This is a genomic window from Capnocytophaga sp. oral taxon 332 str. F0381, assembly GCF_000318275.2.
GTDB classification, from domain to species: domain Bacteria; phylum Bacteroidota; class Bacteroidia; order Flavobacteriales; family Flavobacteriaceae; genus Capnocytophaga; species Capnocytophaga bilenii.
The window spans coordinates 1-26,206 of sequence record NZ_KB291289.1 but is presented as its reverse complement, the minus strand read 5'-3'; the positions used below and the strand labels follow the sequence as shown (position 1 = coordinate 26,206).

Sequence of the window (26,206 nt, the reverse complement as noted above, 5' to 3'; positions counted from 1 at the left end):
TAAGTTCCTCTATTTTTTCTACAATACGTTGCTGTTCAGCAAATGGAGGAAGAGGAATAAGACTTTTTTCAAGTATACCTATGTATAATTCTTTTTGATTTGTGCTACCTGCAAGATTATCTTCAATATATTGCTGAATTATCATAGAATTCATAACTTCATAAATATAGTATGAATTCATTTTTGAAGATAACCTAACAACGGAAATATGAGAATCGGGAACAATAAATGGGTAGTCTCCAAGAATTTCTTTGGAGAACATCCCAACTCTTCCAACTGTACCAGTTCCTGTTGAATTTACAAGAATATCGTTATCTTTTAATTTATATTCATCTCCCCATTTTGGCAAAGTTGATTCATCTAAAAATTTAGCACAGTCAAGAGATATTCCTCCTGATTTTAAGTTACACTTTTGAGCAAAAACTGGATATTTTTTTTTCTCGGAATATTTAGGAGATTTACCTCTAGAAAGAAAAATAGAGATATCCCCTAATCTACACCACTCCCACCCGTTAGGTATTTCAAAAGGTATTTCCTCATCAATACATTTTACCTCGCCCGATAGGGTGAACTTCTCATAATAGGAAACTTAGGAAATATTATTTACTATTTCTTATATTGTACCCATTAATACATAAAAAACAAAACGATATGGTTACAACCTTTGAAACTGCTCTCAAAGAGCGCAATATGGCTGAAAATACAATTACTGCCTACCTATTTGCTGTGAATGACTTCCTCTGCAAATACCAATCCTTCAACAAGAAAAACCTTTTGTTCTACAAAAACTACCTGATAGAGCATTTTAAACCTAAAACGGTGAACTTGCGCATTCAGGCTCTTAATAAATTTCTGGAACATATCGGTAAGCCTAAACTTCGACTTAAATCGGTAAAAGTACAACAGCGCACTTATTTGGAAAACGTGATTAGTCAGGCGGATTACCTTTTCTTGAAAGAGCAACTGCGACAGGAAGAGAACCCTATGTGGTACTTCGTGGTGCGCTTTTTAGCAGCTACCGGTGCAAGGGTTAGTGAGCTTATCCAAATAAAAGCTGAACACGTGCAGATTGGTTACTTTGACCTTTATACTAAGGGCGGCAAAGTGAGGCGGCTTTTTATTCCTGAACAACTGCGCAATGAGGCTACACAATGGCTTAAAACACAAGAGAAAACATCGGGCTATCTTTTCGTTAATCGCTTAGGAGAACGTATTACTACGCGTGGTATTGCTCAAAAACTTAAATCTTTTGCTGAGAAATATGGTATGAATACTCAAGTGGTTTATCCGCATTCATTTAGGCATAGATATGCCAAAAATTTCTTGGAGGCTTTTAATGATATTTCGCTTCTGGCAGACCTTATGGGGCACGAGAGTATTGAGACTACTCGTATCTATTTGCGTAGAACGGCTTCGGAGCAGCAAGCTATCGTAGATAGAGTTATCACTTGGTAAGATAGTAAGTTTTTAGAAATTATTTTGTACTTTTGTTCCCTGAAACTAAAAGTATTGTTACTAACTTAATTTATTAACACCTAACGACTATATGTTAAAAGATATTTTACACTTTCGCAGGGCGGTACGCTATTATGCGCCTACACCCATCAGTGAGGAAAAGGTGCGTGAATGCCTTAAGCTCGCTACCTTAGCTCCTACGGGTTTCAATATGCAACTATACGAGATGTACCATATTACTGATAAAGCTTTGTTAGAAAAATTAGCACACGCCTGCCTCAGCCAGCTTACAGCAAGCACAGCACAACAGATGGTGGTGTTCGTCACCCGTCAAGACAAACACCGACAGCACGCCAAGATGATTTTGGAATTTGAACGCGGTAATATACAGCGCAACAGTCCGCCCGAAAGGCAAGCCAAACGCATTAAAGATAAAGAAAACCATTACCAGAAACTAATCCCCTTTGTGTATAGTCGGTTTTTTGGTTTATTAGGAGCTTTCCGCAAACTCTCTGGAGTAATTGGTTGGTTTCGCCCTATGGTGCGAGAACTCTCTGAAGGTGATATACGCGTAGAAGTACATAAAAGCTGCGGACTTGTAGCGCAAACCTTTATGTTAGCAATGGCTGAGCAAGGCTACGATACTTGTCCGTTAGGGGGGTATGATAGCCATCGTATTAAGAAATTGTTACACCTACCTTATGGGGCTGAGGTGAGTATGGTTGTCACTTGTGGGATTCGTGAAGAACGTGGTATCTGGGGAGAAAGGTTTAGATTGCCGTTTGAAGAAGTGTACAAGCATAATGTTTAACAGTTCAAATATAAAACTTACAATATAACTTTTACTCTTTTAGTTGCTATTAGCTATTATACTAAAAAATGAGATAATGAGTTCATTGCTCAATTTGCCGAATTTACGAATGACTAAACACTTGTGTAAAAAAATGAAAATGGAAAATTCAAAATTCAAAATAATTTTGTACCTTTGCGCATTGAATGTTTCAAATATAAAAATCTAACAATGAAAATACGTTTCTCATATTTTGCTTTTGCGCTTCTTGGCTTGGCTGCTTGTAATAATACTCCAACCGAAATAGCCGTAGATGAAGAAGCACTTGCCAATACGCAAATGGCTGAATCTCAGCGTGAAAAAGGCAGAGAGGGCAACCCTTTTGGCAATGCTAATAACAACAACTTGGCAATGCCTACAGCTTCGGCAGGAGGCGCACAAGGGGTGATGCTGAACCCTCCACACGGCGAGCCAGGGCACCGTTGCGATATAGCCGTAGGGGCTCCGCTTCCAAACGATAGCCAGATAATCAATCAGGTACAAACAAACGCTACTGCTACAGACCCTTCGGCACTACCAGCCGTATCTAACGAAACGCAGCAGTTAGTACAAGTACCACAACCTCAAAGTTATGTGGGAGCTAATGGCGAGAAACTGAACCCTCCTCACGGGCAACCAGGGCATCGTTGCGATATCCCTGTAGGAGCGCCCCTAAATAGTGCTCCTGCACAACAACAAGCAGCCCCAGCACAGCCCGCAGCACAAACCATACAACAACAGGTAGTTATAGACCCCCAACAAGCCCAACAACACACAGGCACTACCGAGCCAGGCTGGTCGGGCAAACCTAACCCTCCTCACGGGCAACCAGGGCACCGCTGCGATATATCTGTAGGTGAAATATTACCATAGGGATGAGTCGTTAGTCCTTAGTCGCTAGTCGTTAGCTTGAGCGAAGCTTGAGCGAAGGATAAGCGAAGGTTGAGCGAAGGTTGAGCGAAGGTTGAGCGAAGGTTGAACGAAGGAAAGCTGGCAGGGCTGGCACAACCTTAATACAAAATTAACAACAAAAAATTATATAAAATGTCACTTATTAAATTACACGACAAAACTTTTGAACCCTACGTAACTGCAGTACAATTGCAGGAAATAGTAGCGCGAGTGGCAGATGAAATCTATCAAGATTTAGGCGATAGCCGCCCCGTATTCGTATGTATACTAAACGGCTCATTTATGTTTGCTGCCGACCTTGTGAGGCGTTACAAAGGGCTCTGCGAGTTGTCGTTTGTAAAAATGGCTTCTTATGAGGGAACTCAAAGCTCAGGAAAAATACATCACCTCATTGGTCTTTCCGATGATTTAGAAGGAAAAGATGTAGTTGTGATAGAAGATATTGTAGATACAGGCAATACACTTGAAGAAATTTATCGTATCTTTGCTGATAAAAAGGTACATTCTTTCCGCATCGCTACGCTTTTCTTTAAGCCCGATGCCTATACCAAAGATTTGAAAATAGATTACGTAGGGAAACCTATCCCCAACCGCTTTATTGTAGGCTACGGCTTAGATTATGACGAACTGGGGCGTAACCTTCCCGAAGTATATCAACTAAATACCTCATTAACAATGACAAACATAGTACTTTTTGGCAAGCCAGGAGCTGGCAAAGGCACACAAGCCGCATTCTTAAAAGAAAAATACGGATTAGTACACATCTCAACAGGTGATATTTTCCGTTATCACATCAAAAACGAAACCGAATTAGGACGTTTGGTGCGCTCATATACCGACCGCGGCGACCTTGCGCCCGATGATGTTACTATAAAAATGCTACAAGAAGAAGTAGCCAAAAATCCTGATGCTAAAGGGTTTATATTCGATGGCTTCCCTCGTACTATTGCACAAGCAGAAGCCTTAGATGCTTTTTTAGCTTCAAAAGATATGAAAATACACGGCACATTGGCGCTTGAGGCTGATGATGAAGTGCTTGTAGAGCGCATCATAGAGCGCGGCAAAGTAAGTGGTCGTGCTGATGACCAAGATGAAACTAAAATACGCAACCGCTTTGCCGAATACAACGAAAAAACAGCTCCTTTGATTGCTTACTACCAACAACAAGGCAAATATTATCCTATTGATGGTATTGGCAGTATCGAGGAAATTACACAGCGTCTATCACAAGCAATAGACCTTATAAAAAGTAAATAATGACAGAAGGGAACTTTACCGATTACGTAAAGATATACGCCGCATCAGGAAAAGGAGGCGCAGGCTCTATGCACCTACATCGAGAAAAATTTGTACCCAAAGGAGGTCCCGATGGTGGTGATGGCGGTAGGGGAGGGCATATTATCTTCAAGGGTAATAAGCACCTCTGGACGCTTATCCACTTTAAATTTCAGAAGCATTTTGTAGCAAGCCACGGCGAGGCGGGTGGTGCTAACCGTAGTTTTGGTGCTGATGGTAAAGATGTGTATATAGAAGTGCCTTTAGGAACTATCGTAAAAGATGCCCTTACTGAGGAAGTTCTCTTTGAAATTACCGAAGATGCGCAAGAAATCATTTGCTTGCGTGGGGGCAAAGGGGGCTTAGGCAATTGGCACTTCCGCACCGCTACCAATCAAACGCCGCGCTATGCACAACCTGGCTTACCTGGTGAAGAACGCGAGTTGTTATTAGAGCTGAAGGTATTGGCTGATGTAGGCTTGGTAGGTTTCCCCAATGCTGGCAAATCGACTCTGCTGTCGGTACTTACTTCGGCAAAGCCTAAAATTGCCGATTATCCTTTTACGACCCTAAAACCCAACTTGGGCATTGTAGAACATCGCGACTATCAATCGTTTGTAATGGCTGATATCCCCGGTATTATAGAAGGGGCAGCCGAAGGCAAAGGCTTAGGTCATTACTTTTTGCGTCATATAGAGCGCAACGCTGCTTTGCTGTTTGTAATAGCAGCCGATAGCGATGATATTGCTGCCGAATACCGCATTTTGCTAAACGAACTAGAGGCTTATAACCCTGAACTATTAGACAAACAGCGATTGATAGCAATTTCTAAAGCTGATATACTGGACGAGGAGCTTACTGAAGCCCTTCGCCACGAGTTACAGGCAAGTTTAGCCGATGTGCCTTTCTTGTTTATCTCGTCTGTATCGGGTAAGGGGTTGCAGGTGCTTAAAGATAGGTTGTGGGCGATGATTAATACTGAGCTATGACAATAAAAACGCTTATCAGTGCAGCACGCTTGCGCACTTTGCCGCTATCGGTGGCGGGGATTATTACGGGGAGTGCTATTGCTCGCCGTGAAGATGTAGAGGGGTTCAGAACTGATATTTTTGTGCTGGCATTGCTCACCACCATACTATTCCAAATACTCTCCAACTTTGCCAACGACTATGGCGATGGGGTAAAGGGTACCGACAACGACCAGCGCTTGGGTCCTAAACGGGCTCTGCAAAGTGGTGCTATCACGCGTAGCGAACTAAAGCGCGTGGTGATAATTACGGCTGCCTTGTCGTTTCTTTCGGCTATAGCACTTATATACGCAGCTTTTGGGTTGGAGAATTTGGGCTATGTACTCTTTTTTCTCATTCTTGGGGCTTTGTGCATCGTAGCTGCTATTAAATATACGGTAGGCAAATCGGCGTATGGCTATCGCGGGCTGGGCGATGTATTTGTATTTGTATTTTTTGGTTTGGTAAGTGTTGTAGGCAGTTATTTTTTGTATAGGCAAGAATTGCCTGCTTATATTTTTTTGCCTGCTACTGCTATAGGCTTGCTGAGTGTGGCTGTACTGAACCTGAACAATATGCGCGATTATGAGAATGATAAGCAGTCGGGCAAACATACTTTGGTAGTAAAGATGGGTATTGAACTGGCAAAATATTACCATTATTACTTGGTGGTTTTGGCTATGGTTTCGATGCTGGGCTACTCGGTATGGCGTTTGCAGATGCGATGGGAACTGCTTTATATATTGGCATTTGTGCCTTTGGTAGCACATTTGCTGAGGGTACGACAAAATAAAGACCTTAAGCTATTGGATAAGGAACTGAAAGTGGTGGCACTTAGTACGTTTTTGCTTTCGGTATTGCTATTGCTTGGGAGTCGTTAGAAATTAATATATCTTTTTAATTATCATAATAACTATGGAATTAACTTACTACGGACACGCCTGCGTGGGTATCAAAATTGGGAACACACATTTGTTGGTAGACCCTTTTATCTCCGATAACCCTTTGGCAAGCAGTATCGACATCAATTCGGTACCTGCTGACTTTATTCTCATCACTACTGCGCAACAAGATCACACTTACGATGTGGAGGCTATTGCCAAACGTACCAAAGCGCAAATTATTTCTAACTACGAGATTACAAATCACTTTTTTGGTCTTGGAATAGAAAATGCGCACCCTATGGATTTGGGTGGCTCGTTTGACTTCAACTTTGGAAGCGTGAAAATGGTTCCTGCTTTGCACTCTTCTACTTTTGATAACGGTGGTGCTGGTGGTGGTTGTGCTTGTGGCTTTGTGATTAAAACAAACGACAGAAGCATCTATATAGCGGGAGCTACAGCTTTGCATTTTGATATGCAGCTTATTCCGGTGCGCTATAAACTTGACCTTGCGGTACTACCTATAGGGGGCAACTTTACTATGGATGTAGATGATGCTATTATGGCTTCGGACTTTGTGAAGTGCAACCGTGTGTTGGGCTATCACTACGACACGAACCGCTTTATAAAAGTAGATGATAAAGAGGCTGCTATACGCGGTTTTAAAGCTAAAGGCAAAGACTTGATATTGCTGAATGTAGGACAACAACTACAAATATAATGGGAAAGCCTACAATAGTTGCCATTCAGGGGACTAAAGGGGCGTTTCACTATCAGGCTGCTGAGGCTTATTTTGGCAAAGCGATAGAGGTGGTAGAGTGCCGAAACTTCGACACCTTAGTACAAATGCTCTTGAGCGGGGTTGCTGCGTGGGGAGTAATGGCTATTGAAAATAGTATTGCAGGTGCGATACTGCCTAACTATACGCTTATAGATAAGCACAACTTGCACATACGGGGCGAGTACTATATGAATATTCAACATCATTTGTTGGCACTTGCAGGGCAAACTTTGGAGGATATTACTGAGGTACGGTCGCACTATATGGCTTTGCTGCAATGTAAAGACTATTTTGCTGATAAGCCGCACATTAGGCTGGTGGAAGCTCCTGATACTGCTACGGCTGCCAAGCAAATAGCTGAGCAAGGCGAAAAGGGAGTGGCTGCTATCGCATCGAGTGCTGCCGCAAGCCTTTACAACTTGGATATTTTGGCGCATAGCATACAAACCATACAGCGCAATGCAACGCGTTTTGTAGTGCTAAGCACTGCTGCTGCTGTATTGCCTACTGACGATTGCAACAAGGTTTCGCTGAAGTTTCAGTTGTACGACAAAAGTGGTAGCCTAGCTACAGTGCTAAACGTATTGCGCGATTGCGAGCTGAATATGAGCAAAATACAATCAATGCCTGTGATTGATACCCCTTGGAAATACGCTTTCTTTGTAGATGCTTCTTTTGATGACCTTCGCAACTATGAGCGGGCGCTTTATTTGCTACAGGTAATGACCGAAGAGCTGAAAGTGCTGGGGGTGTATAAAGAGCATCGCAATGATAAATAATAAAAACAAATCACTAATAAAAAACGAACTATGTTACTAAAAAGAACATTTACTGTTGCGGCCATAGCGTTGGCAATGGCAATGGGCGTGGGAACTACTTATGCCCAAGAAAAGAAATCTAAAAAGTGCAAAAAAACTGAAAAATCTTGCCACAAGCAAGATTACGGCAAACCCACAGATGTAGTAACAAAAGCCGACAAAGGAGCTTTTGCAGTAATACCACTGCCTTACGATTATGATGCTGTGGCTGACTATATTGATGCCGAAACAATGTACATTCACTTTTCTAAACACTATGTGGGCTACTTGCACAACCTGAACAAAGCTGTAGCAGGTACTCCCTACGCTTCGCAAAGCATAGAAGAGGTACTTAAAAACTTAGACCCTAATAATGCTGCTTTGCGCAATAATGCGGGGGGCTACTACAACCACAATATGTACTTTGGGGTAATATCACCTAAAGGAGGTGGTGAGCCTAAAGGTGCACTGATGGAGGCTATTAAGCGCGACTTTGGTAGCTTTGAGAACTTCAAAAAAGCATTTGCTGAAGCGGGTAGCAAGCGTTTTGGTTCAGGCTGGGCTTTCTTGGTAGTAAATGACGAAAAACTAAGCGTGGTGAGCACTGCCAACCAAGATAACCCTTTGATGCCCAATATAGGCGTAAGTGGTGTGCCTATCTTGGCTATGGATGTGTGGGAACACGCTTATTACTTGAAATATCAAAACAAACGAGGCGATTACATTGCTAATTTTTTCAATGTGATTGACTGGGATAAAGTAGCCGAACTTTACGGAAAAACTCTTTACAAATAATTATCTTATAGAACGACAATGAGCGAGAAAGATTTTAAAAAATACAATCTTATTATGGGTTGGGTGGTTTTTGCCATTGCCCTAATCACTTATACACTTACGGTAGAGCCTACGGTGAGTTTTTGGGATTGTGGTGAGTATATAGCCACTTCGGCAAAATTGCAGGTGGGGCACCCTCCAGGAGCACCTTTTTTTCAGATGGTAGGGGCTTTTATAGCGGCTTTTGCTCCTAATGCCGATAAGATTGCATTTTTTGTAAATATGATGTCGGTGCTATCGAGTGCCTTCACTGTATTTTTCTTGTATTTTATCATTGTAAATCTCACTAAAAAAATAGCCCTTCGCACTACAACTACCCTTACCACTTCGCACGTTATCGCTTTGATGGGCAGTGGGGTAGTGGGTGGCTTGGCTTACACTTTTTCGGATAGTTTTTGGTTCAATGCTGTAGAAGCTGAGGTGTACGGAATGGCGATGCTCTTTATGTCGGTGATGTTTTGGCTCGGCATTAAATGGACTGATAGCTTGCAAGAAGAGCGTGGCGACCGCTGGTTGCTACTGATTTCGCTGGTAGTGGGTCTTTCGTTTGGGGTGCACTTTATGGCATTGCTTACGATACCCGCTATTGGGATGCTGTATTTCTTCAACAGTAAATACCCTAAAACATTTGTCAATTTTGTGATTGCCAATGTAGTTTCTATCGCAATTTTGTTGCTGATATTCAAACTGATATTACCCTACACATTGGCTTACTTTGGTTACTTAGAGGTGTTTTTTGTAAATACCTTTGGGCTGCCGTTCAATTCGGGGACAATTATTGCAGGACTTAGTGTGGTGGCGTTTTTCTTCTTCACCTTGCAATATGCCAACAAAAAGAACAATGTGCGATTGCAAACCGCTACCTTGTGTTTGTTGTTTGTATTTGTAGGATTTTCATCGTGGCTGATGATACCCATACGCTCTAATGCCGATACGGTTATCAACGAAAATAGCCCTACCGATGCGCGTTTGCTTTTGGCGTACTACAACTTAGAGCAATATCCTGAAACGCATTTGTTTTACGGACCTATGTATTCTGATAAATACGCAGGCATAGATGAGGAACACCCTTATGAAGATGCCAAACCTAAATACGAGCGCGATTACACTACGGGCAGGTATATTATTGTAAACCAATATAAAAATGCTCAGGTGGCTTCCAATAGAAATCAGAAAGGGTTCTTGCCGCGTATGTGGAGCCCACAGCACGCTGCTAATTATATGAAGCTGACGGGTAATTTGGATTTCAAGATTAGCCAAGAAGCCTATGAAGAGCCTAAACTATATCAGCTGCTGCAAGAGTTGCACAGGCAAAATACCCTGCGCCCAATGCCTCCTGAGCGCTACGATCAGTTCTTGACAGAGTACCGCGATTATATAGAAGTAGAAAAACCTAGCTTCTGGAAGAATATGCAGTATCTTTTTAACTACCAATTTGGCTATATGTATTTCCGCTACTTTGCGTGGAACTTTATTGGTAGGCAAGATGATATACAAGGCAAAATGGAAGCCGACCACGGCAACTGGCTGTCGGGGATTCCTTTTGTAGATGAGATGCACTTGGGTTCGCAAAAGAACTTGCCTTCGGATGTGCTAAACAACAAGGCTCGCAATACTTATTACTTTTTGCCTTTGTTGTTGGGCTTGTTGGGCTTGTTCTATATGTCGGTGAAGAGCGAACGCCAAACGTGGGTGATACTCGTTTTATTCTTCTTTACAGGCTTGGCACTAAAAATATACCTCAATGAACGTCCGTTCGAGCCACGCGAGCGCGATTACGCTCTTGTGGGGTCGTTCTACGCCTTTGCTATTTGGATAGGCTACGGAGTGTACGCAATCTACGACTTGATAAAAAAATACCTGACTCCTAACGTTACAGCTATTGGCGCAGTAGCTTTTTCGCTATCGGTACCGCTACTAATGGCTGCCGAAAACTGGGACGACCACGACCGCTCTCAAAAATATTCGGCTGAGTTTATTGCCGATGCTTACTTAGAATCTATCGCCAAAGATAAAGATGCTATGATATTTACCATAGGCGATAACGATACTTTCTTGTTGTGGTATGCCCAAGAGATTGAAGGTTACCGCACCGATGTACGCGTAATCAATACAAGTCTTTTGCAAACCGATTGGTATATAGACCAAATGAAGCGCAAGGCTTACGAAAGTAACCCCATACCTTCGCAAATTGTACATAGCCAATACGCTCACGGCGTGCGCGAGGCGGTATATTACCAAAAACGCACCGATAATCGTTGGAATATCAAAGATTTCGTGAATTGGATTACCTCTGGCGATCCTGCTACCCAATCGGTGAGAGGGCGAGGCGAATATCAGCAAACTTTCTTTTATTACCCTACCAATAAAATACGTATCCCTGTAAATAAAGAAAACGTGCTAAAAAGTGGTATCGTAAAACCTGAAGATGCTGATAAAATAGTAGATTATATAGATATTACCTTGCCTAACGCTATCGATAAGGCTCGTGTGTTGATGCTTGATATCATTGCTAATAACGATTGGAAACGCCCTATCTACTTTACAGGCGGTAGTATGGATGCTGCTGAGTATATTTGGATGAAAGACTACTTGCAGTTGGACGGCTTAGTGTATAAGCTGGTACCTATCAAAACGCCTATTGATAAAAGTAATCCTTACGATATGGGGCGCATTGATAGCGAACTGATGTACAATATCGTAAAACAATGGACGTGGGGCAATATGGGTAGAGAGGATATTTACTTAGACCCCGAAACTCGTAAGAATAGTATTATCTTTAGAGGTAATTTGGCACGCCTTACCGAACAGCTTATCAAAGAAGGCAAAAACGATAAAGCTAAAGAAGTGATGGATATTGCTATGAAAAATATGCCTGTAGCTTCATATGGTTATTACTTTTCGTTAGAGCCATTCATCAAAGGTTATTACCAAGTGGGTGAGCCCCAAAAAGCGCAAGCTATTGCAGTGCAGATAGCCCAAAAGTATCAAGAGGAAATGAACTACTACAACCATCTGCCTGCGGCTCAGCTAAACGATAACGCTCACAAAATACAATATTGTGTAGACCGCTATGGCGAGCTCTTGCTTGTAACCAAAGATTACGACCCTGCTTTCTTCCAAAAGCAATGGGATATATTCAAAGGTTCTGTGCGCCTTTATATGCGCGATAAAGAGCTAGAAGAGTACTTTTTAGGCAACCCTGCTTCAGCTGCCGACACGCTGCCCGAACCCCCTGCCCCCACACAAGATACCTTAGAGTGATGCGTTACTATAACTATCTCATATCGTTTTTGGCGCACCCTATATGGTTTCCTATCTATGGGGCTATGATTGTGTTATTTCACATTCCTATTTTTCTTACCATAAGCGAAATAAGGCTTACGTGGTTGTTGCTACTTCTTATAACAGTAGCATTACCTACGATGGTATATCTTATCCTTTTTGTATTTAATTGGTTGGAAAATCCTTTTTTAATACCCGATGAAAAACAAAAATGGCTACTGTACAGCTATATAGTAATATTGCTGTCAGTAGCCTTTTGGATAACTCCTTTTGAGAAGTTTCCGTTTATACACTTTTATATCATAGGGCTTACGGTGGGGTGTATTACAATACTCTTCTTTTTGTTCTTCAAAATACGCAGTAATATGTCGGCAATGGGTATGGGGGCACTCACTACCTTCACTTTGCTGATGAGTATTCTCTTTCAGAAAGATATGACCTATATTATTGCCTTTTTGTTATTTCTTAGCGGAGCAGATATAACAGTGCAAATATACCTTACCCATCAGCGTATACGCACGGTGCTACTCAGCTACCTTATGGGCGCGCTACCTCAGTTGTTTTTGCCTATTCTTTTCCGCAATCTTACTTTAGCTTATCATTGATAATCCTATCGTTATAATCTTGTATAAAGGCACGCATATCGGCGATGCCTTTTTTTATTTCTTCATTATTGCCTTGCGCATCTTTTAGGTTTTTGCTCAAGTTGTAGTCGTCAATAGCATATACGCCCACCACCTCGCCATTGGGGTCTAATACATAAGTGTAATTGCCTTGCATCAGCTGGTAGAATTGAGCATTGGTAACGTAAGCACGGGGAGTTTCATCGGCAATAGTACTCATAAGGCTACGCCCCCACGAGCGGAAAGGCTTCTGATACCCCATTAGGTCGGCAAGGGTAGGGAAAAGGTCTATCTGCTGTCCTAATACTGCCGAATGCCCTTGCGGAATCAGGGTTTTATTGGCACTATAAAGAATGATAGGAATGCGATGGTGTGTTATTTTCTGTTGGTAATAAGGGTAATAATCCACAGTAGTATGGTCGGGGATAATAGCAAAAATAGTATTCTCATACCAAGCCTCTTTTTTTACAGTTTCAAAAAAGCGACTGATAGCAAAATCCGTATAGGCTACCACATTGTGCATTTCCATAGCCCCTTTGTTGAATCGCCCTTTGTGCGGTTCGGGTACTATATAAGGTTCGTGCGATGAAAGCGTAAATACCGTTGCCAAAAAAGGAACTTTCATTTTGTTGATTTCCTTTGCGAAATACTGCAAAAAAGGCTCATCGTCAATTCCCCACTTTCCGTTGTAGTAGCGGTCGTCATTGAACTCTGTTCTGCCAACATAGCGCTCGTACCCCACTTGGCGAGCAAAAGCATCAATACTCATCGAGCCATTGGTAGCCCCGTGCGCAAACAGCGTTTCGTAACCTAAGTCGCGCGCTACCCACGCTATAGAAGCCAAGCTCCGTTGCGGAGCATAAGCCGAATTTACAAAAGGTTTCTGAAAAGTAGGCATCCCAGCCGTAACTGCCGAAATACCTTCAATAGAATGCACACTATTCGAGTAGATATTACTGAAATAGAACCCCTTGCGTGCCAACGAGTCCAAAAAAGGCGTATACCCTTTGTATCCCTCAATAGGCAACCCCTCATTCAGCAATCCAAAATATTCAGCCCCCATACCTTCTAAGATGATAAGTACCACGTTAGGTTTTTCGGTTACTATCCGCTTGTATTGCTTTATCGGTTTGATATTCGCTTCAATATACTTTTCATCGGTAAAGTTATATTCTCTAAAAGTTTTATTCTTATTCATCGTTCGTATTACCGAAAAAGGCGCATTCAGCAATAAGTGCACTTGCGAAATGTCGCGTGCATATTTTCCGGCATCAATAACACTCAGCGGCACCACACCAGGGCTGAAGTTCATCCCCCTGATACCAAATACCAACACAGGCGCGAGTACTAAAATAAACACTACCGAAGTCGTAAAATAGCGCAAAGGGCGTACCACAGCCCTATGAGCAATACCTATGCGTTTATAAGCCATCACCCAAAGCACGCACAGCACTAAAAAGCACAAAAAGATGAGCCAATAGCGTACTAAAAAGCCCATAAGCAAGCCCAAAGCGTTTTCTTCGTGTTGTACCAATGCCCAATCGTTGGTAGTAAGACCTGTTTTGTTGTACGAAAAGTAAGCAATATTGATGAAATTAAGTAGAAAAGCAGGAATATTCATCAAAAAATAACACCAGAACAATACCTTTTGATACCACCCTTGCGTATTTACCTTCAAAGGAAGGATACTGAGGAAGATAAAAAGCAAATTTACATAGATAATAGCCGTAGTGTCGAACAGCAATCCGTAAAAGCACAATCTAGCCAAATCGCTAATACCATCTACGATAAGGTGCGAATGGTTGAAGCCAAAAAAAGCCAATCGAGCTAAAAAATAAGCAACATACACAAGTAACAACCTGTAGAAAAGAATTTTATACTCTTTAAAACGCATTATAATAAAGTTTAATAAACGCCGCAAAGATACGAAATTTAAATCAGTTATTAGTCATCAAAATATGGCATACATTTTGGTAAAAACAACGATACCCCTATCCGGTTTATCCCACATTCCTACACCGAACCCTGAGCGAAGGATGAGCGAAGGTTCAGCGAAGGATGAGCGAAGGTTTAGCGAAGGATAACGCACCGACTAAAGACTAAGACTATTTTAATTCACTAATTCATTAATAATTCATAATTATTTCGTACCTTTGCACCCTAAATCACAACTGTATGACGATACAAGAAATTCAAAACCAACTTATTGACGAATTTTCATTCTTTGAAGATTGGACGCAACGTTACGAATATCTCATAGAACTCGGCAAAAGCCTCCCCCTAATAGACGAAAAATACAAAACCGACCAATACCTCATCAAAGGCTGCCAAAGCCAAGTGTGGTTGCACGCCCAGTACGATGGCTCTCTGATACACTTTACTGCCGATAGCGATGCTATTATTACCAAAGGCATTGTAGCACTCTTGGTGCGTGTGTTCACAGGGCATACCCCCCAAGAAATTGCAGCAGCCGATACAGCGTTCATTGATAAAATACAACTCAAAGAGCATCTTTCGCCCACACGTGCCAACGGACTAGTAAGTATGCTTACACAAATGAAAAAATATGCACTTGATATAATTCAAAATTCAAAATTCAAAATTCAGAATTAAATAATGGTAGACACAGAAGCCTTAGGCGAAAAAATAGTAGAGGTATTGAAAGGCATTTACGACCCCGAAATACCCGTAGATATTTACGAACTCGGTCTTGTATATGACGTGTTCGTAAACGAACAAAACGATGTAAAAATACTAATGACACTCACCTCGCCCAATTGCCCCGTAGCAGAGGCGTTGCCAATGGAAGTGAAAGAAAAAGTACAAAGTATAGACGAAGTACACGAAACTATCGTTGAACTTACCTTCGACCCACCTTGGAACCAAGATATGATGAGCGAAGTGGCAAAATTAGAACTCGGATTTTTGTAACTAATAATAAATAATTTACTTATATCACTTATGAAAAAAATTTTATTTTCAGTATGCCTATTGTCAACAATGGCAATTTTCGCACAAGAAGACGGTGTAGCGCAAGACCCAACAGTGGCTCCTGCCGAAGAAGCAGCACCTGCCCCTCACTGGAGCAAAGGCGGTAATGCATCGCTAATGTTTTCGCAATCAGCATTCAACCACGATTGGACAGGTGGAGGTACTAACAACCTTGCTGCCAACCTTGCTGTAAGTTATTCACTTAACTACAAAAAAGACAAATGGGCGTGGGATAACAACCTATATATCGACTATGGTTTAACTAAATTGGAAAGCGACAAATACACTCGCAAAACCAATGACCGTTTTGAAGTCAACTCAGTAGCAGGGTACCAGCTATCCAACACTTGGTATGCCTCTTTCTTCTTCAACTTCAAAACCCAAATGGCTGATGGTTACAAATATACCACTACCGACCGCACTTGGATAAACTCACTCCTTTCACCAGGGTATATACAATTTGGTCCTGGTATGTTGTGGAAGAAAAACGACAACTTGAAAGTGAACTTAGCGCCTGCAACCTCAAAACTTACTACAGCAGCTAAACGCTGGACAGAGTTTGGAAGTTTTTATGGCGTTGAAAAAGGTAAAACATTGCGTTACGAGCTCGGTTTCTCGCTCAATGCTTACTACAAATTCGCTCCGATGGATAACGTAAGCTTTGAGAACATACTCGGTCTTTATAGCAACTATTTAGATAAACCTCAGAATATAGATATAGATTATACAGCTAATATAGTAATGTCTATCAACAAATATTTGAGTGCAAACTTTACTTTCCAAGCTATTTATGATGACAATGCAGCTAAAGCATTCCAAATACGCGAAGTATTAGGCGTAGGACTTACTTACAAACTTAAATAATAAAACGACAATATAAGAAATGCGAGCTCATTTATTGGCTCGCATTTTTTTTTACTGCGCCCCACACTTTGTCAAACTTTCAAAGTTTGACAAAGTTAATTACTCTGATAATCAATCACTTTTATTCACATTGTAGGGGCGATTGGCAAATCGCCCTCACAAAACAAAACTTTTCAGACAGCCTGTTTTTTGGTTGTATTATCAAAAAAAAGTTGTAACTTTGCCCTATAACCTGAAAAATATTATAATGAGATTACTAAAAGTTACAACCGCTATAGCCCTCTTAACGCTATTTGCGTGCCACACCACCCCCACTACTGATGCCCCCGAACCCCTTACGCCCTATGTAAACCCCTTTATAGGTACTGACGGCACTGGTAATACCTACCCTGGTGCTACAACCCCCTTTGGAATGGTACAGCTAAGCCCCGATATTGGAATCCCTGGTTGGGATAGAATTTCAGGCTATTTCTACCCCGATAGTATCATCACAGGTTTTTCGCACACACACCTTTCGGGTACAGGTGCAGGCGACCTATACGATATACTCACTATGCCCACCAATAGCAAGTTTAGCGAACGTATTGAGGCTAATAACTACAAGCCCTTTTCATATTTTCAGCACGGCACCGAAACAGCTACTGCAGGTTATTACCGCGTGCAACTCGAAAGCTATAACATAGGCGTAGAGCTTACCGCCACCCCACGTGTGGGCGTACAACGCTACACCTTCCCACAAGATAATCAGAGTGATATTACTATAGATTTGGGCTATGCTATCAACTGGGATAAGCCCACAGCTACCTACCTAAAAGTGGTAGATGATACTACGATCGAGGGGTATCGCTACTCTACAGGCTGGGCGCGCAACCAAAAAGTGTATTTTGTAACAAAGCTATCAAAACCTTTTGCGAATTATACCCTCACCCAAACCACCGAAAGCAATACTACCAACAATTCTAAAATCGTACTCCACTACGGCACTACCCAAGAGGGCGAAACCATAGTGCTAAAAACAGCACTTTCTATGCATAGCATTGCAGCTGCCTACCAGAATATGGAAGCTGAAGCCCCTCATTTTTCTTTTGACGAATACCGCGAGCAAGCACACAACCTTTGGGAACAGCAATTACAGAAAATCATCGTAAAAGGCGGCGATGACGATACGCGTACTATCTTCTATACAATGTTATACCAAACGATGCTCGCCCCCAACCTCTATTCCGATGTAAAAGCCCCTGTGCGTTACGATACTTTTTCGCTATGGGATACTTTCAGGGCAGCCCACCCTTTGTATACTATCTTGCACCCACAAACGAATGTACAATTTATCAATAGCTTTTTGGCTCATTATAAAGAAAACGGAACGCTGCCCGTTTGGAGTATGCAAGGCGGCGAAACCAATATGATGATAGGTTATCACGCAGTGCCTGTTGTAGTAGATGCCTACCTAAAAGGCTTGCCCATAGATGCTAATTTGGCTTACGAAGCCTGCAAAGCCAGTGCAATGAGCGATGAACGCGAAATAGACTTGTACAAAAAATATGGTTATATACCTTACGATTTAGACAAATCGGGCGAAAACTGGTCGGTGTCAAAAAGTTTGGAATACGCCTATGACGATTGGTGTGTGGCACAATTTGCAGCAGCCTTAGGCAAAAAAGAAGATGCGGACTATTTTGGCAAGCGAGCTGAAAACTGGCGTAATCTTTTTGATACAGAAACACTTTTCTTCCGCCCCAAAAATAGTGCAGGAAAGTTTATTACTCCTTTCAATCCGAAGGAATACACCCCTTATTTTTGTGAGAGCAACGCTTGGCACTACCGCTGGTTTGTGCCGCATAACGTTTCGGGCTTAGTAACGGCTATGGGTGGGGCGCAAGCCTTTGAAAATGCTATTGACGATATGTTTTCTTTGCGAGTAAACCCCGATGAAAAGTTGCCTATTTTTAGTACAGGAATGATAGGCCAATACGTACACGGCAATGAACCAAGCCACCACGTAGCCTATTTGTACAACTTTGGGTCGCTACCGCAAAAGGCAGCCCACCGCGCTATGCAAATTATGCGTACCCAATACCACAACAATCCCGCAGGGCATTGTGGTAATGAAGACTGCGGACAGATGTCGGCTTGGTATATCTTTTCAGCCTTAGGTTTTTATCCTGTAAATCCGGCAGACGGCAAGTTCTACTTTGGGATGCCACTCTTTTCGGAAATAACACTGAATTTAGACAATGGGAAAACCTTTGTCATCAAGAAAGAAAAAGAACAATCGGCAGGTAATGAGGTGTTTTTAAATCATAAGTTGGTAAAGGAGCGTTATATTACCTATAAGCAGCTGATGCAAGGAGGCGAGTTGCTGTTTAAGTAAGCCGATGCGGCTCGCGCCTAAATTTTATTCTTTCTATTATAGTTCGTTTTGTTTTGATTTACAATCAAATATCCCAATCAAATCTTAAAATAAAAACCAAAGCGTTAAAAAAATATTAATGAAAACTTGCAGGTTGTTAAATAAATATTAATTTTGCCGGCGATTAATTTATTTTTCTACGCATAATGAAGATGAAATATTTGATGTTATTAACCATTTGTGCTCTCTTTAGTGTTTCGCTAATGGCACAAAACAAGGTGCAAGTAACAGGTGTTGTTACTGGTAACGATGGTTTACCCTTACCAGGGGTGGGTGTAGTGGTGAAAGGCACTACACACGGCGTATCAACCGACTTTGATGGAAAATACGAAATTCAGGTAGAAGCTAATCAGCTACTTGAGTTTAGTTCGCTGGGCTATAGTACCCAAACAAAAAAAGTTGATAAGCAGAAAGGAACGCTTAAACTGGATGTTGTACTAAAAGAAGAAGCACAACAGCTTACCGAAGTGGTAGTTACTGCTTTGGGTATTAAGCGAGAAGAAAAAGCACTGAGCTACAACGTGCAACAGGTGAAATCGGAAGAACTTACGAAAGTAAAATCGCCCAACTTTGTAAATAGCCTCAATGGTAAAGTTGCGGGGATTACAATCAACAAAAGTGCTTCAGGAGCAGGAGGAGCTACCCGCGTGGTAATGCGTGGTGAAAAATCTATTGAAGGTAGCAACAACGTGCTATATGTGATAGATGGTATCCCATTATTCAATTCAAAATCAGGGGGTGATGATAGTGGTATCAAAGGTGAAGGGCGCGTAACCAGTGAGGGTATTGCCGATTTCAACCCTGATGATATTGAAAGTATTTCGGTACTTAGCGGTCCTTCAGCAGCTGCCCTTTATGGTAGTAATGCTGCCAATGGGGTTATCCTCATCAATACTAAAAAAGGTAAAGAAGGTAAAATGCAAATTACGGTGGGCAACTCAACTGAGCTTAGCCGACCTTTTATTTTGCCTAAGTTTCAGAATACCTACGGCAACCGCTCTGGCGAATTTACCAGCTGGGGTAGCAAACTTGCAACCCCCAGCAGTTATGACCCCGCTAAAGATTTTTTTGTAACAGGTACAAATATAATCAATTCGTTTACACTTACTTCGGGCAACAAAACAAATCAAACTTTTGCTTCGGCAGCCACTACCGATGCTAATGGGGTTGTACCCAACAACAGCTACCACCGCTACAACTTCAGCGTCAGGAATACTACGGCACTCTTCAAAGAAAAAGTACAGTTAGATTTGGGGGCTTCTTATATCAAACAAAAAGATATGAATATGGTATCACAAGGTGAATACTGGAACCCTATAGTAGCGGCTTATTTATACCCCAGAGGAGAAGATTTTGACAAGATAAAAACCTTTGAACGTTACGATACCAACCGCAATTTCCCTGTACAATATTGGCCTATCAGCGAAAGTGTATTTGGTAACCAAAACCCATATTGGACAGCCTACCGCAACTTGGCTTCTAATAACAAAGACCGCTTTATGTTCACCACAGGGCTTAGCTACAAAATCAACGATTGGGCAAACGTAGCGGCTCGTGCCCGTATGGATAAATCATACGTAAATTTTGAACGCAAACTTTACGCTTCGTCCAACGAAAAATTTGCAAAACCTAAAGGAGCTTACAAGTATTCTAACTACAGCGACCACCAATTCTATTCGGATATCATTGCCAATATGAACAAGACTTTCTTTGAAGATTGGAATGTAGTGCTAAACGTAGGGGGTAGCTTTTCAGATTTTAGTGCTATTGAAAGAGGTTATGAAGGCAATTTACAATTAGCCCCCAACTTGTTTTCTATACAAAACATTACCCCTTCGGAAGGTAAAATATCAGAAGGTTTTGGAGACTCTCGTCGTCGTAATGTAGCGGTATTTGGAAATGCCGAAATAGGCTACAAACGTTTTGCTTACCTTACCTTGTCAGGTCGTAACGAGTGGGATTCTCGCTTGGTAAACTCGGCTGAAGAGTCTTATTTTTACCCATCTATAGGTATGTCGGCAGTGGTATCTGAAATGGGCGAAATGCCGAAGTTTATCAATTACTTCAAGGTAAGAAGTTCATACACAGAGGTGGCTTCGCCTATAGCGTGGTCGGGTCGTACGCCTGGTACTATTACCCAAAAGATTGTAGGGGGTATCATCAAGCCCGAAGAAATCTACCCTTATTCTGACTTTAAGGCAGAGCGTACCAAATCGTATGAATTGGGGCTTAGCTTGCGCATTTTCAAACACTTCAATATAGAATCTACTTGGTATCGCTCTAATACTTACAACCAAACCTTTGTGGCAAACTTGCCCGAATCTACAGGGTATAAGTATATTTACTTGCAAGCAGGTGATGTGCAAAACAGCGGTACCGAGCTAAACGTGAGCTATAAAAACAAATTTGGCGAGCTAAACGTAATCTCATCTGTGTCATACACTCGCAACAAGAACGAAATTAAAAAAATGGTACAAAACTATCGTCACCCCTTTACCGATCAGCCTTTCAACATCAACGAGGTGAGCAAAGACAATGGTAGAACAATCCTAAAAGTGGGTGGTAGTATTAGTGATGTGTACGCTTCTAAATTCTTGAAAAAAGACAATCAAGGCTACATCAATATTCCTGAAAGTGGTGAGCTGGATATGGAGACTATCAACCCTGTATATTTAGGGCGTACTACTCCCGATTTCTTATTGGGCTGGAACAATAGTTTTTCATACAAAGGCTTTGGCTTGAGCTTCTTGCTAAGTGGTCGTTTTGGTGGTATTGTCAATTCATCTACTGAGGCTATTTTAGACCGCTTTGGGGTATCTAAAAACTCGGCTATAGCACGTGATAACGGAGGGGTAAACTTGCCAGGGCAAGGCAAATACAACGCCAAAAAATATTACGAGGCAGTAGCAACAGGCAAGAGTGAAACCGCAGGTTATTACACTTATGATGCTACCAATGTCCGTTTGCAAGAGCTCACTTTTAGTTATACTTTCCCTGCTAAGTGGTTTAAAAACTACATAGATGAGCTTACCCTATCACTCATAGGCAACAACTTGTGGATGATATACAACAAAGCACCTTTTGACCCAGAGCTTACCCCCTCTACAGCTACTTATGGGCAAGGAAATGACTACTTTATGCAACCCAGCTTGCGCAGTGTAGGTTTAAATATAAAAGCAAAATTGTAATACGATGAAAAAGAATATATTAATAAGCTCAGTACTCGGCTTGTTACTGTTATCTTGTAACAAGTTTGAAGAAATTAATACCGATGCCTTTGGCATAACAAGTGCAATGGGTAAAAAAGATGGTATTACTATTGGGGCTAAAATCACCTCACTACAAGCACAAGTAGTGCCTGTAGGTACTCAAGCCGATGGTACAGACGTAGTGAATGAATACCAAATAGCCTATCACTTGGCAGCCGACACTTGGAGTGGCTATTTTGCCCAAAACCAAGGCTGGAACAATGGTTATAACAATACTACTTACTTTTTGTTGGAAGGCTGGTACTCGGCTTCGTACAACAGCTCGTATACCAAAGTATTGCCATTGTGGAGCAGCGTAAAAACCAATGCCGAAAGCTCTAATTTTCCAGAAGCCTTTGCTTTGGCACAAATACTCAAAATCTCGGCTTGGCACAAAGCAACCGATATGTTTGGGCCTATTCCTTACAAGGAAGCTGGGAAGGGTCTTTTCCGTGTGCCTTATGACAGTCAGGAAGAGGTATACCAAGCATTTTTTGATGACCTTACCGCAGCTATAGCCGTGTTGCAAAACAAAGTAACACAAGGAGGTACTTTATTGGCAGACTACGATGCCGTATATGCAGGTAATGTAACCAAGTGGGTAAAATACGCCAATTCGCTAATGTTGCGTTTGGCGATGCGCATTCGCTTTGTAGATCCTGCAAAAGCACAACGTTATGCAGAACAGGCTATCAATCAGCCATTGGGAGTAATGACCGATAAGGCTGATGAAGCAAAAATGCAAGAAGGGGCAGGACTTAGTTTTATAAACAATATAGAAACTTTTGTCAACCAATATGGAGAGTGCCGTATGGGTTCGGCAATGTATTCTTACTTGGTGGGGTATGAAGACCCTCGCCTAATGGCGTACTTCAAGCCAAGCACAAGTCCTTATGCACAAAATGTGCCTTTTGCAGGGGCTAAATACCAAGGTATCTTGGCAGGATTAGGAGAAGGTTCTACCTATTTTGATACTTTTTCAAAGCCAAATATAGAAAAAAGTACGCCTACTTATTGGCTACGCGCATCGGAGGTGTACTTTTTAAGAGCTGAAGGGGCTTTGGCAGGTTGGAATATGGGTGATACTGCCGAAAATCTTTACCGCAAAGGGGTAGAAACTTCATTTGCAGAAAACAATATTGATATATCAAAAGTGAGTGCTTATCTTTCATCGGGTAATGAGCCTGCCGAGTTTGATACTTACTATTTTGGTAGCGCTCCTGCTCCTACCGCCGCTACTACCCAATGGGGCGGTACCGATGAACAAAAATTGGAAAAGATTATTACCCAAAAATGGATAGCCCTATACCCTAACGGACAAGAAGCTTGGACAGAATGGCGCCGTACAGGCTACCCCAAACTACACCCTGTAGACCAAAACAAAAGTGGGGGTGTAATTTCTACCGATAAAGGAGTACGCCGCTTGCCTTACCCCGAAAGCAAACTCTCTACCGAAGACAAAGCTGTTTTGGCAGGAGCGATTCGCCTATTAGGAGGCCCTAACAACGGCGGTACCAAACTATGGTGGGATAAAAAGAACTAACAAATAAAATAAATACAATTATGAAGTATATATTACTAAAAAGTATTTCGGCAGTTGTGATAGCTATGGGGCTTGCCTTAGCCTCTTGTAGCAAATGGACTGACGTAGAAGCTAAAGAAATAGACCATAACGGCGGAAAAAATACCCTTAGCGAAGCCGAACGCGATAACTATTACGCGTCTTTGCGCGCTTGGAAAAAAACAGCCGAGAACTACGGTCGCCCAGTATCTTTTGGTTGGTTTAGCAACTGGTCGCCCGAAGGCAGTGTGCGCAAAGGGTATCTTGCAGCGTTGCCTGATAGTATAGATATGGTATCGATGTGGAGTGCGCCTTTTGGCATCAGCGAGGCAAAGAAAGCCGATAAGGCTTATGTGCAAAAAGTGAAGGGTACCAAAGTATTTGCGTGCTTTATATTGCACAACATAGGTACAGGTATTACACCATCAAGCATAGCCGATAAGGTGAAAACAGATAACCCTAATGACTCGGAATCGGAAATCAACGAGAAGATAAGAAGGGCTCAAGAAGCTTATTGGGGCTATACAAGTGGCGTGAAAGGTTCGGACGACCATACCGCTGCAATAAAGAAGTATGCAAAAGCACTTTGCGATACTATTGTGAAGTATGACTATGACGGCTTGGATATAGACTGGGAGCCTAACGTTGCTGGTGATGGCGATGGTAGCTTGAAGGGATATCACGGAAGGTATCTTCACATTTTGGTAGAAGAGCTTGGCAAATATTTAGGTCCCAAAGCTACTGTAGATACAGGAAAAAGACGCTATTTATTAGTAGATGGAGAGCTTTGGTCGGTGAGCAAACAGTCAGGACCCTATTTTGACTACTTTATTTCGCAAGCCTATGGCGACTCTCATCTTGACTATCGTGAGTCGCGTGTAGCAAGAGCTTTTGAAGAATACTACAACACCAAGAAGCATATCTATACAGATAACTTCGAATCGTCATCACAATCAGGAGGAGTACTTTTGCAACAAGCGGTCTATAACTCCAGCAACGGGCCTAAAGGGGGGGTAGGTGCTTATCGTATAGATAACGACTATGACAACAAGCCCGACTATAAATGGACACGCAAGGCTATCTATTTGATGCACAAAGCTCATAAGGAATATATAAAGAATAATCCACAACCCTAAAAAGTAATTCATTATGAAATATATAAAATATTGTATAGGAATTATAGCTTTCTTAGCCCTTTACGCTTGTAAAGACAAAGAAAAAAGCTTGCTTGAACCCAAAGTGTATTTTGAAAAAGCACAACAAAAGCTAAAAGTAGGCGAAAACGTAAATTCTTACGAGTTTAATATCACAGCTCGCCTTACCGATATAACCAGCGAAAATGTAAATGTTACTTACCAAATAGGCGATGCACAAATGGTAGCCGACTATAATGCGAAGAACGAAACAAAGTACCGAATGATGCCTGCCGAAAACTTCAGCTTAGAACGCAATTCGGCTACTATCAAAAGTGGTACTATCTATGCAGAACCTTGCAAACTTGTACTGAGAAACCTTTCGGCTATAGGCGAAGGCAGTACTTATGTAGTACCCGTAACTATAGTTGATGCAAGTTTGCCCACCGTAGAGGCTAAAACTACTTTTATAGAAGTTACCAAGCCTATCGTTATCAACAAGGTAATGAATTTTAATGGTAAATTTCTTTCAATACCTATGCCTACCAATGCCAAGTTTAATTCACTTACTTATGAGGCACTGATATACGTAGATAACTTTGTACTTCTTAGTACTGTAATGGGGGCTGAAGGTAACCTAATATTGCGTTTTGGTGATACTACGGTAGATGCCGAACAAATACAGATAGCAGGTAATGTACAGTTTAACCCTGCAATGAAATTTGTTACAGGAAAATGGTATCACGTAGCTTTTGTGTTTAACGGAGCAAGCAAACTGGCTGAAATATTTGTTGATGGAGAAAAAGTAGCTGAAAAGACAGCCAGCGTAAGCAGTTTCAACCTTACAGGACCATTTTTCATAGGCTATGCCTACGACTATGACCCTAACCGTATTTGGCGAGGCAAAATGAGCGAGTGCCGCATTTGGAACGTAGCAAGAACTGCCAGCCAGCTAAAGAACAATCGCTTAGGGGTAGATCCTAATTCTGAAGGACTATTCGGTTATTGGAAACTCAATGGTACCGATAGTTACGAAAAAAATGGAGTATATTATATCAAAGACCAAAGCAAGAATAAGTTAGATGCAACTTCACGTTATGGTCGTTACAGCGGTGGAGCAGGCCCCTCTACTCAGCCAGATATAGTAAACTTGCGAGTAGATATTGCCGATTAGCGCAAGCTATAATCAATGTAATAAAAATAAGTAATCAAAAAGAGCTGATGAGCGCCCATACTCATCAGCTCTTTTTTATTTCTAAAACACTATTCCTCCAGCGAAGGTTCAGCGAACCTTGAGCGAAGGATGAGCGAAGGATA

Annotated in this window: 21 protein-coding genes; 19 read left to right on the top strand and 2 right to left on the bottom strand. The window is 41.7% G+C overall.

Annotation, left to right across the window (positions count from 1 at the left end):
• Positions 1-478, bottom strand: a 478-nt coding sequence (locus HMPREF9075_RS04420) for a restriction endonuclease subunit S (RefSeq protein WP_232305060.1), incomplete at its 3' end; no start/stop codon positions are given.
• A 173-nt stretch (positions 479-651) separates the two neighbouring features.
• Between HMPREF9075_RS04420 and HMPREF9075_RS04415 the strand changes: the two genes are divergently transcribed.
• The 11 genes from HMPREF9075_RS04415 to HMPREF9075_RS04365 all read left to right on the top strand — a co-directional run bounded on the left by HMPREF9075_RS04415 (position 652) and on the right by HMPREF9075_RS04365 (position 12,661).
• The gene (locus tag HMPREF9075_RS04415; RefSeq protein ID WP_009415302.1) at positions 652-1,455 is read left to right on the top strand and encodes a tyrosine-type recombinase/integrase; all 804 of its coding nucleotides are present in this window, start codon (positions 652-654) and stop codon (positions 1,453-1,455) included.
• Between the two features lie 91 nt (positions 1,456-1,546).
• Positions 1,547-2,266, top strand: a complete 720-nt coding sequence (locus HMPREF9075_RS04410) for a nitroreductase family protein (RefSeq protein ID WP_009415301.1) — start codon at positions 1,547-1,549, stop codon at positions 2,264-2,266.
• A gap of 210 nt (positions 2,267-2,476) precedes the next feature.
• Entirely contained in the window at positions 2,477-3,157 is a 681-nt protein-coding gene (locus HMPREF9075_RS04405) for a hypothetical protein (protein ID WP_009415299.1), read from the top strand.
• Positions 3,158-3,328: 171 nt separating this feature from the next.
• Positions 3,329-4,453, top strand: coding sequence for an adenylate kinase (locus HMPREF9075_RS12815; RefSeq protein WP_009415298.1), 1,125 nt, complete (start codon positions 3,329-3,331; stop codon positions 4,451-4,453).
• Complete coding sequence (obgE, locus tag HMPREF9075_RS04395) at positions 4,453-5,460, top strand: GTPase ObgE (RefSeq protein WP_009415297.1); 1,008 nt, start codon at positions 4,453-4,455, stop codon at positions 5,458-5,460. Before HMPREF9075_RS12815 ends, obgE begins: the two co-directional genes overlap by 1 nt.
• Entirely contained in the window at positions 5,457-6,359 is a 903-nt protein-coding gene (gene menA / locus HMPREF9075_RS04390) for a 1,4-dihydroxy-2-naphthoate octaprenyltransferase (RefSeq protein WP_009415296.1), read from the top strand. Before obgE ends, menA begins: the two co-directional genes overlap by 4 nt.
• Before the next feature lie 34 nt (positions 6,360-6,393).
• Positions 6,394-7,080: a metal-dependent hydrolase gene (locus tag HMPREF9075_RS04385; RefSeq protein WP_009415295.1), complete on the top strand. Its 687-nt coding sequence runs from the start codon at positions 6,394-6,396 to the stop codon at positions 7,078-7,080.
• The gene (locus HMPREF9075_RS04380) at positions 7,080-7,919 is read left to right on the top strand and encodes a prephenate dehydratase (protein ID WP_009415294.1); all 840 of its coding nucleotides are present in this window, start codon (positions 7,080-7,082) and stop codon (positions 7,917-7,919) included. The genes HMPREF9075_RS04385 and HMPREF9075_RS04380 overlap by 1 nt, the downstream gene beginning before the upstream one ends.
• A gap of 30 nt (positions 7,920-7,949) precedes the next feature.
• Complete coding sequence (locus tag HMPREF9075_RS04375; RefSeq protein ID WP_009415293.1) at positions 7,950-8,732, top strand: superoxide dismutase; 783 nt, start codon at positions 7,950-7,952, stop codon at positions 8,730-8,732.
• 18 nt (positions 8,733-8,750) lie between these two features.
• Positions 8,751-12,035, top strand: a complete 3,285-nt coding sequence (locus HMPREF9075_RS04370) for a DUF2723 domain-containing protein (protein WP_009415292.1) — start codon at positions 8,751-8,753, stop codon at positions 12,033-12,035.
• Entirely contained in the window at positions 12,035-12,661 is a 627-nt protein-coding gene (locus HMPREF9075_RS04365; protein ID WP_009415291.1) for a hypothetical protein, read from the top strand. The genes HMPREF9075_RS04370 and HMPREF9075_RS04365 overlap by 1 nt, the downstream gene beginning before the upstream one ends.
• Here HMPREF9075_RS04365 and HMPREF9075_RS04360 read toward each other — a convergent pair.
• On the bottom strand, positions 12,642-14,573 hold the full coding sequence (locus tag HMPREF9075_RS04360; protein WP_009415290.1) for an LTA synthase family protein: 1,932 nt from the start codon (positions 14,571-14,573) through the stop codon (positions 12,642-12,644). The genes HMPREF9075_RS04365 and HMPREF9075_RS04360 overlap by 20 nt on opposite strands.
• 281 nt (positions 14,574-14,854) lie before the next feature.
• On the opposite strand from HMPREF9075_RS04360, the gene HMPREF9075_RS04355 reads away from it, so the two are divergent.
• The 8 genes from HMPREF9075_RS04355 to HMPREF9075_RS04320 all read left to right on the top strand — a co-directional run bounded on the left by HMPREF9075_RS04355 (position 14,855) and on the right by HMPREF9075_RS04320 (position 26,063).
• Positions 14,855-15,292, top strand: a complete 438-nt coding sequence (locus tag HMPREF9075_RS04355; RefSeq protein ID WP_009415288.1) for a SufE family protein — start codon at positions 14,855-14,857, stop codon at positions 15,290-15,292.
• A gap of 3 nt (positions 15,293-15,295) precedes the next feature.
• Positions 15,296-15,610, top strand: coding sequence for an iron-sulfur cluster assembly protein (locus HMPREF9075_RS04350; protein WP_009415287.1), 315 nt, complete (start codon positions 15,296-15,298; stop codon positions 15,608-15,610).
• Between the two features lie 30 nt (positions 15,611-15,640).
• Positions 15,641-16,534: a DUF3078 domain-containing protein gene (locus HMPREF9075_RS04345; RefSeq protein ID WP_034556826.1), complete on the top strand. Its 894-nt coding sequence runs from the start codon at positions 15,641-15,643 to the stop codon at positions 16,532-16,534.
• A gap of 247 nt (positions 16,535-16,781) precedes the next feature.
• Positions 16,782-18,908, top strand: a complete 2,127-nt coding sequence (locus HMPREF9075_RS04340) for a GH92 family glycosyl hydrolase (RefSeq protein ID WP_157049220.1) — start codon at positions 16,782-16,784, stop codon at positions 18,906-18,908.
• 185 nt (positions 18,909-19,093) lie between these two features.
• On the top strand, positions 19,094-22,135 hold the full coding sequence (locus tag HMPREF9075_RS04335; RefSeq protein ID WP_009415284.1) for a SusC/RagA family TonB-linked outer membrane protein: 3,042 nt from the start codon (positions 19,094-19,096) through the stop codon (positions 22,133-22,135).
• Positions 22,136-22,139: 4 nt separating this feature from the next.
• The gene (locus tag HMPREF9075_RS04330; protein ID WP_009415283.1) at positions 22,140-23,738 is read left to right on the top strand and encodes a RagB/SusD family nutrient uptake outer membrane protein; all 1,599 of its coding nucleotides are present in this window, start codon (positions 22,140-22,142) and stop codon (positions 23,736-23,738) included.
• A gap of 20 nt (positions 23,739-23,758) precedes the next feature.
• Positions 23,759-24,892, top strand: coding sequence for a glycoside hydrolase family 18 (locus HMPREF9075_RS04325; RefSeq protein ID WP_009415282.1), 1,134 nt, complete (start codon positions 23,759-23,761; stop codon positions 24,890-24,892).
• Positions 24,893-24,905: 13 nt separating this feature from the next.
• Complete coding sequence (locus tag HMPREF9075_RS04320) at positions 24,906-26,063, top strand: DUF1735 and LamG domain-containing protein (RefSeq protein ID WP_009415281.1); 1,158 nt, start codon at positions 24,906-24,908, stop codon at positions 26,061-26,063.
• The last annotated feature ends 143 nt before the right edge of the window (positions 26,064-26,206 follow it).